Origin of the sequence: Burkholderia sp. FERM BP-3421, assembly GCF_028657905.1 — a bacterium.
Lineage (GTDB): Bacteria > Pseudomonadota > Gammaproteobacteria > Burkholderiales > Burkholderiaceae > Burkholderia.
Genome location: NZ_CP117781.1, coordinates 462,736 through 476,633 on the forward strand (window position 1 = coordinate 462,736; position 13,898 = coordinate 476,633).

At 66.7% G+C, this 13,898-nt stretch carries 10 protein-coding genes; 6 read left to right on the plus strand and 4 right to left on the minus strand.

The annotated features are described in order from the left end of the window. Window positions 1–295 precede the first annotated feature (295 nt). The 5 genes from Bsp3421_RS05210 to Bsp3421_RS05230 all read left to right on the plus strand — a co-directional run bounded on the left by Bsp3421_RS05210 (window position 296) and on the right by Bsp3421_RS05230 (window position 6,950). Complete coding sequence (locus Bsp3421_RS05210) at window positions 296–1,252, plus strand: queuosine precursor transporter (protein ID WP_273997262.1); 957 nt, start codon at window positions 296–298, stop codon at window positions 1,250–1,252. Between the two features lie 229 nt (window positions 1,253–1,481). Further along, window positions 1,482–3,560 (plus strand): carbon starvation CstA family protein, encoded by a 2,079-nt coding sequence (locus Bsp3421_RS05215; protein WP_273997263.1) that lies wholly within the window; start codon window positions 1,482–1,484, stop codon window positions 3,558–3,560. Window positions 3,561–3,573: 13 nt separating this feature from the next. Then, on the plus strand, window positions 3,574–3,780 hold the full coding sequence (locus Bsp3421_RS05220; protein WP_273997264.1) for a YbdD/YjiX family protein: 207 nt from the start codon (window positions 3,574–3,576) through the stop codon (window positions 3,778–3,780). A 353-nt stretch (window positions 3,781–4,133) separates the two neighbouring features. After that, window positions 4,134–4,688 (plus strand): hypothetical protein, encoded by a 555-nt coding sequence (locus Bsp3421_RS05225; protein WP_273997266.1) that lies wholly within the window; start codon window positions 4,134–4,136, stop codon window positions 4,686–4,688. 639 nt (window positions 4,689–5,327) lie between these two features. Beyond that, a complete protein-coding gene (locus Bsp3421_RS05230) occupies window positions 5,328–6,950 on the plus strand; it encodes an NAD(P)/FAD-dependent oxidoreductase (RefSeq protein ID WP_273997267.1) in 1,623 nt (540 codons plus the stop codon). A gap of 187 nt (window positions 6,951–7,137) precedes the next feature. Here Bsp3421_RS05230 and egtD read toward each other — a convergent pair whose 3' ends face one another. The 4 genes from egtD to Bsp3421_RS05250 all read right to left on the minus strand — a co-directional run bounded on the left by egtD (window position 7,138) and on the right by Bsp3421_RS05250 (window position 12,852). Then, window positions 7,138–8,148, minus strand: coding sequence for an L-histidine N(alpha)-methyltransferase (gene egtD / locus Bsp3421_RS05235; RefSeq protein ID WP_273998289.1), 1,011 nt, complete (start codon window positions 8,146–8,148; stop codon window positions 7,138–7,140). After that, window positions 8,141–9,361: an ergothioneine biosynthesis protein EgtB gene (gene egtB, locus Bsp3421_RS05240; protein ID WP_273997268.1), complete on the minus strand. Its 1,221-nt coding sequence runs from the start codon at window positions 9,359–9,361 to the stop codon at window positions 8,141–8,143. Before egtB ends, egtD begins: the two co-directional genes overlap by 8 nt. Window positions 9,362–9,778: 417 nt before the next feature. Next, window positions 9,779–11,758: an acyltransferase family protein gene (locus tag Bsp3421_RS05245; RefSeq protein WP_273997269.1), complete on the minus strand. Its 1,980-nt coding sequence runs from the start codon at window positions 11,756–11,758 to the stop codon at window positions 9,779–9,781. A 203-nt stretch (window positions 11,759–11,961) separates the two neighbouring features. After that, window positions 11,962–12,852, minus strand: a complete 891-nt coding sequence (locus Bsp3421_RS05250) for a prohibitin family protein (RefSeq protein WP_273997270.1) — start codon at window positions 12,850–12,852, stop codon at window positions 11,962–11,964. A gap of 386 nt (window positions 12,853–13,238) precedes the next feature. Between Bsp3421_RS05250 and Bsp3421_RS05255 the strand changes: the two genes are divergently transcribed. Then, window positions 13,239–13,601 (plus strand): hypothetical protein, encoded by a 363-nt coding sequence (locus Bsp3421_RS05255; protein WP_273997271.1) that lies wholly within the window; start codon window positions 13,239–13,241, stop codon window positions 13,599–13,601. The last annotated feature ends 297 nt before the right edge of the window (window positions 13,602–13,898 follow it).

Here is a 13,898-nt window from a genome sequence, read left to right on the forward strand (position 1 = left end):
ATCGTCGCGACCGGGCGCTCGCGTGGCGACGGCGGCGGCTTCGCGCGATGATTCGGTGTGCGGTGATTCGGATTGTTGGAGAATGCGCGCGCCCGGACTTGTGATATATATCGCAGTCCGGCGCGGTGCCCGGCGCGGTGCGGCATGCCAAGTGCGAGACGCCGCGCGGCTTCGCGAGCCGGCCGGATCGACGACGAGGAGAGGCGTCGATCCCTGCGCGAGATGCGGTACACGCCCAGTCGCGATGGGCCCGATCCACCTCGATTCGACAACCACGCCGCCCCAATAGCCGATCATGGAATTTCCGTCCCACGAAATCGAGGCCGTCATCGAACCGATGCGCGAGAGCGATGAACTGCTGGTGCTCGTGCGCGAGCGGAACTCCGGCGCCACCTTCCGGATGGCGCCGCGCGACCTGAACGAAAAGGCCTGGCTCGACAAGTTCTCGCGCAAGGACGTCGCCCATATCGGCTTTCTCAACGCCGCCGCCTACACCGACCAGCTCGTCCCGCTGTCCTGCTTTCCCACGCGCAAGCAGCGGCTCACGCCCGCCGTGCTGCTGCTGTCCTTGATCTACGTCGGCTTCCTGATGTTGTCGAACGTGACGGGCGCGCGCGTGATCGAGATCCAGCTCGACTGGCTGCCGTTCCTGGGCACGGGCAGCGTCGGCATTCCCGCCGCGCTGATCGCGTTTCCGATGACCTACGCGTTCAGCACGATCATCACCGAGGTCTACGGCTACAGCGTGAGCCGCATGGTGATCTGGGGCGGGCTCGTGGTGAACCTGATGTTCGTCATCGGCATGTGGCTGCTGACGCTGCCGCCGGGCCTGCCCACCTGGGAAGCGGAGAACCCGACGCTGGCCGCGGCCTATCCCGCGCTCGCGCTCGAATTCGCGCGCACCTTCGTCGCGTCGACGGTGGCCTACTTCTGCGGCGAGTTCGTCAACACGACCTTTCTCGCCAAGCTCAAGGTCGCGAGCGCCGGCCGCCATCTGTGGGCGCGCATCGTGTCGAGCACGGGCCTTGCCGTCGTGATCGACAGCGCGCTGTTCTGCGTGATCCTGTTCTGGGGCCGTCTGCCCGATGACGTTGTGTTCACAATGATCGGCATCCAGGTCGCCGTGAAGCTGCTGTACGAACTGATCCTGCTGCCCGTCGTCACGGCCGCCTCGCGCCGGCTCAAGCAGATGGACCAGATCGACTACTACGACTACCACACGCGCTTCAATCCGTTTTCGTTCCGGAACTGAGCGCGCCGGCCGGCGTCCCCCGCCGGCCGCACGCGGGCGCCGGCCCGCGCCGAAGGCGATTCCCGCCCGATCCCCTACGTAATGATACGTATCGGCCATACGTAGTAATCCGCTTGTTCGCGTTGGCGTGAAAGCGAACAATAGCCGGTCCCGGCTCGCGCGCGCGAGCCGGGCGCATGTTTTCACCGCGGCCGCACGCCGCCTATTTCAATAAAAGACAGGAGACGTCATGAATCGGGCATCCGGATATCTGATATGGACAGCGGTCGCGCTGCTCGGCGCGTTCGCGTTCGGCACGATCGCGCTCGCGCACGGGGAGCGGATCAGCGCGCTGTGGATCGTGATTGCCGCCGTGTGCGTCTACTTGATCGCGTATCGTTTCTACAGCCGTTTCATCGCGAGCAAGGTCGTGCAGCTCGACGGCTTGCGGATGACCCCCGCCGTCAAATACAACGACGGCCTCGACTACGTGCCGACCAACAAGTACGTGCTGTTCGGCCATCACTTCGCCGCGATCGCCGGCGCCGGGCCGCTCGTCGGCCCCGTGCTCGCCGCGCAGATGGGCTACATGCCCGGGATGCTGTGGATACTCGCGGGCGTGGTGTTCGCGGGCGCGGTGCAGGATTTCATCGTGCTGTTCATCTCGTCGCGCCGCGACGGCCGCTCGCTCGGCGATCTCGTGAAGATGGAGCTGGGCACCGTGCCCGGCGTGATCGCGTTGTTCGGCGCGTTCCTGATCATGGTGATCATTCTCGCGGTGCTCGCGCTGATCGTCGTCAAGGCGCTGACCAATTCGCCGTGGGGCACGTTCACGGTCGCCGCGACGATTCCGATCGCGCTGTTCATGGGCGTCTATACGCGCTATATCCGTCCGGGGCGCATCGGCGAGGTGTCGGTGATCGGCTTCATCGGATTGATGGCCTCGATCGCGTTCGGCCAGTACGTGCATGATGCGCCGGCGCTGGCCGCGTGGTTCACCTTCAACGGCACGCAGCTCACGTGGATTCTGATCGGCTACGGCTTCGTGGCATCGGTGCTGCCGGTGTGGCTGCTGCTCGCGCCGCGCGACTACCTGTCGACCTTCCTCAAGATCGGCACGATCCTCGGCCTCGCGATCGGCATCCTGGTGGTCGCGCCGGAACTGAAGATGCCCGCGCTGACGAAGTTCATCGACGGCACCGGCCCGGTGTGGTCGGGCAACCTGTTCCCGTTCCTGTTCATCACGATCGCGTGCGGCGCGGTGTCGGGCTTCCACGCGCTGATCTCGTCGGGCACGACGCCGAAGCTGCTCGACAATGAAACCAATGCGCGTTTCATCGGCTACGGCGCGATGCTGATGGAATCGTTCGTCGCGATCATGGCGCTGGTGGCCGCGTCCGTGATCGAGCCCGGGGTTTACTTCGCGATGAATGCGCCGGCCGCCGTGCTGGGCACGACGCCGGAAGCGGTGGCGCAGACGGTGACGCAATGGGGCTTCGTGTTGACGCCCGAGATGCTGACCGAAACCGCGAAGGCGGTGGGCGAATCGACCATCATCGCGCGCGCCGGCGGCGCGCCGACGCTCGCGGTCGGGATGGCGCACATCCTGCATCAGGTGATCGGCGGCCCGGCGATGATGGCGTTCTGGTATCACTTCGCGATCCTGTTCGAGGCACTGTTCATCCTGACGGCGGTCGATGCCGGCACGCGCGCGGGACGTTTCATGCTTCAGGATCTGCTCGGCACGTTCCATCCGGCGCTCAAGCGGACGGAGTCGCTGCCGGCGAACCTGATCGCGACGGCGCTGTGCGTGGCGGCCTGGGGTTACTTCCTGTATCAGGGCGTGGTCGATCCGCTGGGCGGCATCAACACGTTGTGGCCGCTGTTCGGCATTTCGAACCAGATGCTGGCGGCGATCGCGCTGGTGCTGGGCACGGTGGTGCTGTTCAAGATGAAGCGCGAGCGCTATGCGTGGGTCACGTTGGTGCCGACCGCATGGCTGCTGATCTGCACGCTGACGGCCGGATGGCAGAAGATCTTCGACGCGAACCCGAAGGTCAGCTTCCTCGCGCATGCGGCGAAGCTGCAGGCGGCGCTCGACGAGGGCAAGGTGCTGGCCCCGGCGAAGTCGCTCGCGCAGATGAAGCGGATCATCTTCAACGACTATGTCGATGCGACGCTGGCCGGCTTGTTCATGTTCGTGGTGTTGAGCATCGTGGTGTATGGCGTGCTGGCCGTGCTGCGCGCGCGACGCGAGGCGAAGCCGACCTCGCGCGAGACGCCGTTCGAGCCGATGCCGGCCGGGCAGGTGCTCGGCAGCGGCCGCTGACGGGAGGCCGGCGATGTTCTCCGATCTCGGCGGTGAACTGCGCAGCGCGGGCCGGTATCTCGGGCAGGCGCTGCGCCTGATGGTGGGCCTGCCCGATTACGACACCTATGTCGCGCATATGCGCGCGACGCATCCCGATCGGCCCGTGATGTCGTACGAGGAATTTTTCCGCGAACGGCAGAATGCGCGGTATGGGTCGGGGGCGGGGAAGTGCTGTTGATTTGACCGGGGTGCCAGCCGGATGCATCGCGTAGGATGGGTGAGCGCCATGACCAGGGTCATGGCGCTTTTTTTGCGTTCACCGAGGGCGTCCGGGGATATCAATGCCTGCTCGGAGCGCCCCCACGGAGTAGCTCGAAGGCGATCAGTCTGGCCGACGGAAACGTGTCGACGCAGGTCCATGATCGACACCCTGTCGATCCGCATTCCCCAGGGTTGAACGCATCGAATTTTTCGTGGAAATGCGAGATTGCAGAGGCGTACACCCGCATAATTGTTTCTTGTGGGCCACGCAGGAGCGCTGCTTACGGGGGGATCACAGTGGAATTTCATACGGCGTATGACCTGCTCCAAATGGCTTTCTGGTTGGTCGCAATCCTTGGCGGCGGATTCGCGATCTGGAAACACTTTGCCGAAAGCAGCGAACGACGAACCTGGGAGAGAGCCAAGCTGGCAAAGCAGATGCTCGATGATTTGGACGCCAATCCCAAGGCGCTCGCGGCCTCGTACATGCTCGGGGCGTGGATCGGGCGACGGTTTACCCGAGACGAGAAAGACGCGACCGAATCATTCGAAGTGACTGAGGAGCAACTCGTCGCGATCCTCAATATTGATCGAATACCGAAAACGTTGAACGAGGTCTATGTCCGGGACTGCTTCGACAACCTGCTCTACCATTTCGAACAATGCGTATCTGCCGCCGAGCGCTCATTGGTGGATTGGGCGGACCTTCGACCCATGCTGGCAACCCTGCTTGCTGGAACGCAGCGCACTACGATCAGGGCCTTGGTTCTGTACGCGGAATACCTGTGCTATTTCAAGATCGCGACAAGACTCGAAGAATTGTTCGAAGCCATCTATTCGGCACGGGCGGAAGTACGGAACATGCGTAGCGTTCATGCGCCTTAGCGTCGAAACCCGGGCGGAACGTCTCGAACCGTCGGGCCTCGACGGAGGTTCCGTTCGACGAGCAGGCGTCGCGGGAACGAGTCGATTGCGTGCGACGCGCGGCGCTGACGTACGGTCCCGTCGATCGAGAATCCGCGTTCGGCTGCAGGAGAGATCCAATGGCGTCGGGGCCGACGCGGAGCCGGCCCAAATAGATTTGCAGCCCAGGTGACGCTTTCTTATAATCGCGGCACCACGGAAAGCGGGGCTGCGGGCGCAGCGCATCGCGCCTCCCTTTCCTCTGGCGGCCGGCCGTACGCTTGCGCGGCAGGGATATCGATGTGCTCCGCCGGCCCGTTCGGACAACCCGGGCGGTCAAGCCCGCATGGCGTGGTTCTCGCATGAACCACTCGCCGGTGCCGACATGACGAAGCACTTTTCGCTTCAAAATGGGTTGGAATCAGAAGAATATTCCCCGCACACGGCGCGCTGTATGCTCCGATATCCTGACGCGCCCGAGTGGTCGGGCCGGGTCGGTGCGCCGCCCCTCGTCGCGCTGTTCCCGCGATCAGAGAGGCCCACGTGGCGCCGCCGCCCGCATGCCGGCCTCCGCCTGTCTCAACACCGCCACGACGCCGTGGCGACCGCATTCCAGTACTCATGTTACGTCTAAGCGAAGTCAAACTCCCCCTCGATCACCCCGAAAGTGATCTCGAAGCCGCGATCCGGGCGCGCCTCGCGGACCTCGGCGTGGCGGCAGACGAACTCCTCCGCTATACGGTGTTCCGCCGTGCGCACGACGCCCGCAAGCGCGCCGACATCAAGCTGACGTATATCGTCGATGTCGAGGTCAAGAACGAAGCGGCCGCGCTCGAGCGGCTCGCCGGCAAGCCGCATTGCGGCGTGACGCCCGACATGGCGTACCGCTTCGTCGCGAAGGCGCCCGAGCATACCGAGGCCCTGCGCCCGGTCGTCATCGGCATGGGGCCGTGCGGGCTGTTCGCCGGGCTGATCCTCGCGCAGATGGGATTCCGCCCCATCATCCTCGAACGCGGCAAGGCCGTGCGCGAGCGCACCAAGGACACCTTCGGCCTGTGGCGCAAGGGCGTGCTCAATCCCGAATCCAACGTGCAGTTCGGCGAAGGCGGGGCCGGGACGTTCTCCGACGGCAAGCTGTACAGCCAGATCAAGGATCCTCACCACTATGGCCGCAAGGTGCTGGACGAATTCGTCAAGGCGGGTGCGCCGGACGACATCCTGTATCTGAGCCGGCCGCACATCGGCACGTTCCGCCTCGTCAGCATGGTGGAAAAAATGCGCGCGACCATCCACGAACTCGGTGGGGAAGTGCGCTTCGAGACCCGGGTCGACGACATCGAGATCGATCAGGGCAAGGTGCGCGCGCTCAAGCTCTCGAACGGGGAAACGCTGCGCTGCGACCACGTGGTGCTGGCGGTCGGCCACAGCGCGCGCGACACCTTCCAGATGCTGCACGATCGCGGCGTCTATATCGAAGCCAAGCCGTTCTCGCTGGGTTTCCGCATCGAACATCCGCAGGGGCTGATCGATCGCAGCCGCTTCGGCAAGTTCGCGGGCCACAAGCAGCTTGGCGCGGCCGACTACAAGGTGGTCCACCACTGCAGCAACGGCCGGGCCGTCTACAGCTTCTGCATGTGCCCCGGCGGCACGGTGGTCGCGGCGACCTCCGAGCCGGGCCGCGTGGTCACCAACGGCATGAGCCAGTACTCGCGGGCCGAGCGCAATGCGAATGCGGGCATCGTCGTCGGCATCACGCCGGAAGACTATCCGGGCGGCCCGCTCGCGGGCATCGCGTTCCAGCGCAAATGGGAAGAGCGCGCATTCGAACTCGGCGGCGGCGATTACTCGGCGCCCGGCCAGCTGGTCGGGGATTTCATCGCGGGCCGGCCGTCGACGTCGCTGGGTTCCGTGGCGCCGTCGTACAAGCCCGGCGTGCACCCGACCGATCTCAGCACCGCGCTCCCGGACTACGTGATCGAAGCGATCCGTGAAGCCCTGCCCGAGATCGACAAGAAGATCGCGGGCTTCGCGATGCACGACGCCGTGCTCACCGGCGTGGAGACGCGCACGTCGTCGCCGATCCGGGTTCGACGCAAGGACGACTATCAAAGCATGAACGTCGAAGGCCTGTATCCGGCCGGCGAAGGCGCGGGGTACGCGGGCGGCATCTATTCGGCCGCGATCGACGGCATCGAAGTCGCGCAGGCGGTGGCGCTCAATCTGACGTCGACGCGCGCATCCTGATGCGCCGGGCCCCGCTCGGCTCACGAAGGTTCGTGAGCCGGGTGGCGCCGGCTTTCGCGTGTCGGCCCGGGCGCGAGGCCGATGACCATCCAGGGCCGCTCCCGACCGGCCCGCCCCGATCCTCTCGGGCATTCCGTGGGGTGGCGCTTTTCACGAGGCGTCGCGCAACGCCACGCGCGTCACCCTTTCACGACAACGGCGTGTGCAAGGGCGTGTGCGGAGCCGGGCTGTCGAGCCAATGCACGCTGAACAGATGCGCGTCGTCGATCCAAACCGGCCCCGGCACGAACCCCGCCTCGCGCGCCAACGCATGAAATCCATCGATCGTGAACTTGTGCGAGTTCTCGGTGTGCAGCGTTTCGCCCTGCGCGAATCTGAAACGCCGGCCCGCGACCTGGACGGCCTGATCGCGGCGGCTTACGAGATGCATTTCGATCCGCTGCCGGATGCCATCGTAGAACGCGCGATGCGCCCACGCATCCAGCGCGAAATCCGCCGCCAGTTCAGCGTTCGCGCGCCGCAGCAGATTCAGGTTGAATGCGGCCGTCACGCCCGCCGCATCGTTGTAGGCGCGATGCAGGATGGCCGGGTCCTTCACCAGATCGACCCCGATCAACAACGCGCCGCCCGCGAGCAGCGCCGCCGCGTGACGTAGAAACGCCGTCGCCTCGGCAATCGAGAAATTGCCGATCGTCGACCCCAGGAAGCACCCGACGCGCCGTCCGTCCAGCTGCTCGAGCGGCCGCCACTGCGTCGGCTGCAGGTAATCGGCCACCACCGGCCTGACGTCGAGCGATGGGTAGGTCGCGCGCAACGTCAGCGCCTCGCGTGCAAGATGCTCGGCGGAAATATCCACCGGCAGATAAGCGCGCGGCGCGAGCCCCGCCGAGTTCAACGCGTCGAGCACGATGCGGATTTTCGCGAGCGAGCCCGCGCCGAACTCGATCAACTGCGCTTTTGCGCCGATCCGCGCCGCGATCTCGCCCGCATGCCGGCCGAGAATCGCGTATTCGGTACGCGTCGGATAATACTCGGGCAGCGCGCAGATCCGGTCGAACAGCGCGGACCCGGCCGCGTCGTAGAAATACTTCGGCGCGATGCTGCGCGGCGTGCGGCCGAGCCCTTCCAGCAGATCGCGGCCGAACGGGCTGGCGCGCATCGTATCGAACGCGTCGCGCGCGTCGAGGTCGTCAGGCATCCTTTGCAAGGCGTACTCCCGAGAACTGCCAGCGCGCTGCCGGCGGAAAGAAGTTGCGATAGGTCGGTCGCGCATGGCCGGACGGCGTCGCGACGCTGCCCCCGCGCAATACCTGCTGCCCGACCATGAACTTGCCGTTGTACTCGGCCGCGATGCCGGGCAGCGGCCGAAAGCCGGGATACGGCGCATAGGCGGAGCGCGTCCACTGCCATACACTGTCGCTGACCTGTGCGATGCCGGGCAGGATGCTCGCCGCCTCCCATTCGAATTCGGTCGGCAGGCGCGCCTGCGCCCATTCCGCATAAGCGGCGGCCTCATAGAAGCTCAGATGCGCGACCGGCGCCGTGCGATCGAGCGCGTGCGCGCCGCCGAGCCCGAACACGAGCCAATCGCCGCGCATGTCGCCCGGCTGCCAATAGAGCGGTGCGCGCCACGCTTCGCGCTGCACGGTCGCCCAGCCGTCGGACAGCCACAGCTCGGGGCGCGCATAGCCGTCGTCCGCGATGAAATCCGCGTATTCGCCGTTGGTGACGAGGCGGTTTCCGATCGAATAGGGCTGCAGCAGCACTGGATGGCGCGGCCGTTCATTATCGAAGGCGAACCCGCGCCCCGCATCGCCGACCTCGACCGCGCCGCCCGGGTGCGACAGCCAGCGCAGCGCGCCCGACGGCGCGACCGCGCGCGGCGCGGCGTGCGCGCGGTACGCGGGCAGCAGCGGATTGAGCGAGAACGCGTGCAGGATGTCGGTCAGGATCAACTCCTGGTGCTGCTGCTCGTGATGCAGGCCCAGCTCGATCTCGGCGGCGAACGCGCCGCGCGCGCCCTCCGGCGTGTCGTCCAGCAAACGCAGGAGCGCGGCGTCGACGTGCTCGCGGTAGCGTCGCACCTCGTCGAGCGACGGCCGCGACAGCAGCCCGCGCTGCGGACGCGCATGTCGCGGGCCGAGCGCTTCGTAATAGGAATTGAAAAGATAGGCGTAGTGCGCGTCGAACGGCGTGTAGCCGCGCGCGTGGCGTGCGAGCACGACGGTCTCGAAGAACCAGGTCGTGTGCGCGAGATGCCACTTGGTCGGGCTCGCGTCCGGCATGGACTGCAAGGCCTGATCCTCCGCGCTCAGCGGCGCGGCGAGCGCGGTGCTGTGCGTGCGCACATCCAGGAAGCGTCGGCGCAGGGCGTCGCCCGGCAGACGTGTCGGAGCTGCTCGTTCCGTCATCGGCTGTCATCCTGACTGGGGGGCCCGCTCGGCGCGCTCGCGGGCTGCGGCGACGCCTCCGTCGAGGCGTCGTCGGGCTTTCGGCGTGCGGCTCGCGGCGCGCACCGGTTCATCATAGGCGATGAACGCTCATCGCGTGATGACAACCCATGACAGTCGTCGCACGCGGGGCATGCCGTCGGGACGCGCGAAACCGGCTGGGCGTGAAGCCGGGCGGCGGGTCCGCGCCTGCGCACGACGCCGGGCGGATGTCGCGAACGCCGGTTTCGCGGGCTGACGTTTGACTTGCGGAAAATCGATGAGGCGGCGCGCGCCCGACGCGCGGGCGCGCGTCGGCGTGCATTGATATGACGTTTGAATGGGCTCGCGGGCTCGCGGGCTCGCGGGCTCACGCCGCGACCCGAGCCCGCGGCCCGCTCAGCGCGCGGCGTGCAGCCGCCGCGCGAGCGTGGCGGCCAACAGGTCCGCGCCCGCCGGCGTGAGGTGCGCGTCGTCGAAGGTGACGATCTTGCCGGGCTGGTCCGCCGACGCGTCGCCGCCGACGCGCGTCAGGCAGCCGCGCGCATCGCAGAACGCGTCGTAGCCGGACAGGTAGCGGATGCCGAGCGTCGCGGCGGTCGCGCGCGCCTCCTGGTCGATCGCGCGGACATCCGCTTCGAGGCCGAAGGTCGAGCGCTCCGGCAGCGGCGCATGTTCCGCGCGCCAGTAGCGCCAGTACACCTTCGGCAGCGAATCCTGCCAGCGCGGCACGGGTCCGATCAGCATGATGTCCTGCACGCCGGCGCGGCGGATGGCCGCGACGGTCGGCGCCAGGTTTGGCAACTGCTCGGGCAGCCAGCGGCCCGTCAGCACGACGGTGGCGGGATGCGCGGCGGCGAGCTGGCGCAGGATGCGCGCGTGGATGGCCGCGCAGCGCGGCGCGACCGCCTGCGCGCCGATCAGCGGAGGGCAGCCCGAGGCGGTGTATTGCGCGATCCGCATGCCGAGCACGTCGCGATGCTGCACGAGTCCCGGATACAGCGCGGCGGCGTGCGAGTCGCCCCACAGGAACAACAGGGGCGCGGCGCCGGCTTCCGTGCACGCGGGCGCGAACGGGCGATCATTGTCGGCGTCGCCTTCGAGGTAGCAGGCATGCCTGCGCCAATCGCGGTCGACATCGAGGTCGACGTCCTGCGCGAAACGCGTGACGGAATGCGACATCCGGAACGCGAGGCCGTCGCGCCGGTACGTGGTGTAGCCGGCGTAGGCGATGCCCGCCATCAGCACGACGAGCGCCGCGACCTTGAGCGGCGTGCGTGCGCGCCGGCGCAGCGGCTGCTCGATGAAGCGGTAGGTGAGCCAGGCGAGCGGCAAGCCGGCCAGCGCGAGCGCGGCGCGCAGCGTCCACGGCGGCGTCTCTCCCCACGTGATGCGCGCATAGGACAGCAGCGGCCAGTGATACAGATAGAGCGGGTAGCTGATGAGCCCGATCGATACCATCGCACGTTGCGACAGCAGGGTGCGGTTGATCCATGCCTGCGGGCCGGCGTCGATCAGCAGGCATGCACCGAGTGTCGGCAGCAGCGCCCACCAGCCCGGGAACGCCGCGTCCTTGTCGAGCACGCAGATCGACAGCGCGAGCAGCACGAGGCCCGCCGCGGATTTGCGGTTTGCCTGGGCGGACGATGCGCCGGGCGCGGCGTGATGGCGGATCGCCAGCATGCCGCCCATCATCAGTTCCCAGGCGCGGGTGAGCGGGGAGTAGAAGTCGGCCACCGGGTACAGCTTCACCGTCAGGACGTTGGCGAGGAACGACGCGAGGCCCGCGCCCGCGACGAGCAGCGCGATCGACATGCGCCGCCGCCAGGCGAGCCACAGCGCCATCGGCCAGAGCAGGTAGAACTGTTCCTCGACGCCGAGCGACCACAGGTGCAGCAGGGGCTTCAGCTCGGCCGAGGTGTCGAAGTAGCCGGCTTCCTGCCACTGCATGAGGTTGGTCACCGACAGCGCGCCGCCCATCAGGTGCTTGCCGAACGTCTTGAACTCGCTGTCGAGCAGGTTGAACCAGCCGAATGCGTAGCTCGCGAGGCCCATCAGCAGCAGCGCGGGGAACAGCCGCTTGACGCGCCGCGCGTAGAAGTCGCCGAACGAGAAGGTCCGCTGGTCCAGTTCGCGCAGCATCAGCGCGTGGATCAGGTAGCCGGAGATGACGAAGAAGAGGTCGACGCCGACGAAGCCGCCCCGCAACAGGCTCGGAAACGCATGGAACAGGACGACGGAGACGACGGCGACCGCACGCAGCCCGTCGATGTCGGGCCGGTAGGCGGGATGCCCGCCGCGTGCGTGGACGAGGGCCGCGGCCGGGCTTCGCGCCCCCTCCATCGGCACGACGACGCGTGAACCTTGAACTTGGTCCATCTGCTGATAACCCCGTAATGACGTTTTTGTTTTCTGCGAATCCGCGCACTATCGCGCGTGACTCAATAATCGAGCCCGGATTCTAGGGGCATTATTGAGATAAAACGAGCAATTGTTGCATCTCGGTTGACGGGCGCGATCTTCGGCGCGGGAGTGCGGGCGCGCCGCTGCGAACGCGGCCCGCCTGCGCCGGCCGCCGGCGCTTATTTGTTCGCGTCCGCCGAAAGACCGATGAAAGGCATGGGCGAGTGCGGCGACATGTAGGTCGGCAGTTTGCCGTCCCAGCGATTGATGGCCTGCAGGCGCAGATATTCGTCGCCGCCGTTGGTCTTGATCGCCTGGGCCTGGATCGCGATCGCCTTGGCCTCGCCTTCGGCCTGCGCGATCTTCTGGTCGGCTTCGAACTTGACGCGCTGCAGCTCGCGCTCGGCCTGTTCCGCCTTCTGGCTCGCGGTGACCTTGGCTTCGATCGCCTGGTCGAACGCTTCGCTGAACGCGAAGGCGGTGATGTTGATGTCCTGGATCACGAAGCCGTAGGGCTTGAGCTTCGCTTCGAGCGAGGCGAGGATGTCCTGCGACACGAGCTGCCGTTCGGTGACGAGCTGCTCGGCGGTGTAGCGCGAGACCACCGCCTTGAACACCTCGAACATCGCGGGCTGGACGTAGTCGGACTCGTAGGTCAGCGACGGCGCCATCGCGTAGAGCGCCCGCACGCGCGACGGGTCGACGCGATAGTTCATCGTGAGGTCGGTGTGCACGGATTGCAGATCCTTCGACGCCGCCTGGGCTTTCTCGACCCGCGCGACCGCGACGCCGACGAAGACTTCATGCACGTTCGACACCGGGCTGACCACATGCAGCCCCTCGGGCAGCGTGTCGGCCTCGATGTGGCCGAAGGTGGTGACGACGCCGTAGGTCGATTGCCGGACCTGCGTGAGCGACATGAACAGCAGCCCGGCCAGCGTGACGCCGACGAACGCGGCGATCCCGACGGACGGGCGCAGCTTCCTCGGGTTGGAGCGGGCGGCGAGGCCGGTGGTGAGCGCGACCGCGATGACGCCCGCGAAAATCACGATGAAGAGGATCTTGCCCATCTTGTGGTCCTTCTTATGGTCTCTCAGTGGTGTGTGTCCACCTCCGCGGCGTGGTACGCGCGGCGGCGTCGGCCAGTGTAGCGGAACGCGCGCCTTTTCTCATCGATCGTGGAAATTGTCTCGAATATCGGCAATGACCTATTGCGTGAGGTCACGGATGCCTATTTCCGACGTTTTGTTGAATGGGTTTAAAGCGACCGGCGGGCTCGCAGGCAAAGGCGTCGGCGCTGAATGGAGGGGATCGGAAGGGGGATTGGCGCATGCCGTTTCCGGTGCGACAACGTTGAATTGTGATTTCAAATATTCATTCGATTTGAGCGGCCCATTACGATGTTTTCAAGACATCGCGCCAGGGGGCGCGGTGGGACGTCATTCTGGAGGCCACGATGAAATCGCTCGTCCCCCTGCTCGCGCTGTCCGGCGCGCTCGCCGGGCTGCCCGCCGTCGCATTCGCGCAACCGGACGGCGGCGCGGGATCGTTCGGCTGGTGGGCGGCGCGCGCCGATACGGACCGGCAGCTGCTGCAACTGCAGCGCGTCGGCTATCGCGCCACCTCGGCCGGCAACCAGCGCTATCCGCTCGACATGCAGCGCGCGCTCGCGCGCGTCCATCACCCGCAGCCGGACCGCTCAGCCGAAGCGCGCGCGGCGATGGAGGCGCGCGTCGCCGAGGATACGCAGTCCGGGCGTCCGGTGCGGGCGTTCTGCGTGAAGACCGCCTACTACCTGAAGGGCGAGAACACGTTCTGAGCGGGGCGGCGTGCGTCCGACGCGGCGTGCCCCGCACGGCTTAGGGAGGACGGGATGAAACACGGGAACAAGGGAAAGGGCCGCCGGCCCATGACGAAGGCGTGGCTGCTGCCGATGCCGCCCGCCCAGGTGCGGTCGATCTCCCTCAAATATCACCTGGCGCTCGTCGCGATGCGCGGCGGTCATGGCGATCTCGAGATGCTGCGGCGTTTGCAGACGGCCGTGTACCTGGTGTTCCTGCTCAGCGATCTGGCCGACGTGCCCGATGCGCAGATCGCGCTGTGCGTCGAGGCGGAG

Excerpts from the sequence above, each read along its gene's own strand:
- egtB (WP_273997268.1), bottom strand. The coding sequence starts at position 9,361 with ATGACGGAACGAGCAGCTCCGACACGTCTGCCGGGCGACGCCCTGCGC.
- Bsp3421_RS05250 (WP_273997270.1), bottom strand. The coding sequence starts at position 12,852 with ATGGGCAAGATCCTCTTCATCGTGATTTTCGCGGGCGTCATCGCGGTC.
- Bsp3421_RS05230 (WP_273997267.1), top strand. The coding sequence starts at position 5,328 with ATGTTACGTCTAAGCGAAGTCAAACTCCCCCTCGATCACCCCGAAAGT.
- Bsp3421_RS05215 (WP_273997263.1), top strand. The coding sequence starts at position 1,482 with ATGAATCGGGCATCCGGATATCTGATATGGACAGCGGTCGCGCTGCTC.
- Bsp3421_RS05210 (WP_273997262.1), top strand. The coding sequence starts at position 296 with ATGGAATTTCCGTCCCACGAAATCGAGGCCGTCATCGAACCGATGCGC.
- egtD (WP_273998289.1), bottom strand. The coding sequence starts at position 8,148 with ATGCCTGACGACCTCGACGCGCGCGACGCGTTCGATACGATGCGCGCC.
- Bsp3421_RS05225 (WP_273997266.1), top strand. The coding sequence starts at position 4,134 with ATGGCTTTCTGGTTGGTCGCAATCCTTGGCGGCGGATTCGCGATCTGG.
- Bsp3421_RS05220 (WP_273997264.1), top strand. The coding sequence starts at position 3,574 with ATGTTCTCCGATCTCGGCGGTGAACTGCGCAGCGCGGGCCGGTATCTC.
- Bsp3421_RS05255 (WP_273997271.1), top strand. The coding sequence starts at position 13,239 with ATGAAATCGCTCGTCCCCCTGCTCGCGCTGTCCGGCGCGCTCGCCGGG.
- Bsp3421_RS05245 (WP_273997269.1), bottom strand. The coding sequence starts at position 11,758 with ATGGACCAAGTTCAAGGTTCACGCGTCGTCGTGCCGATGGAGGGGGCG.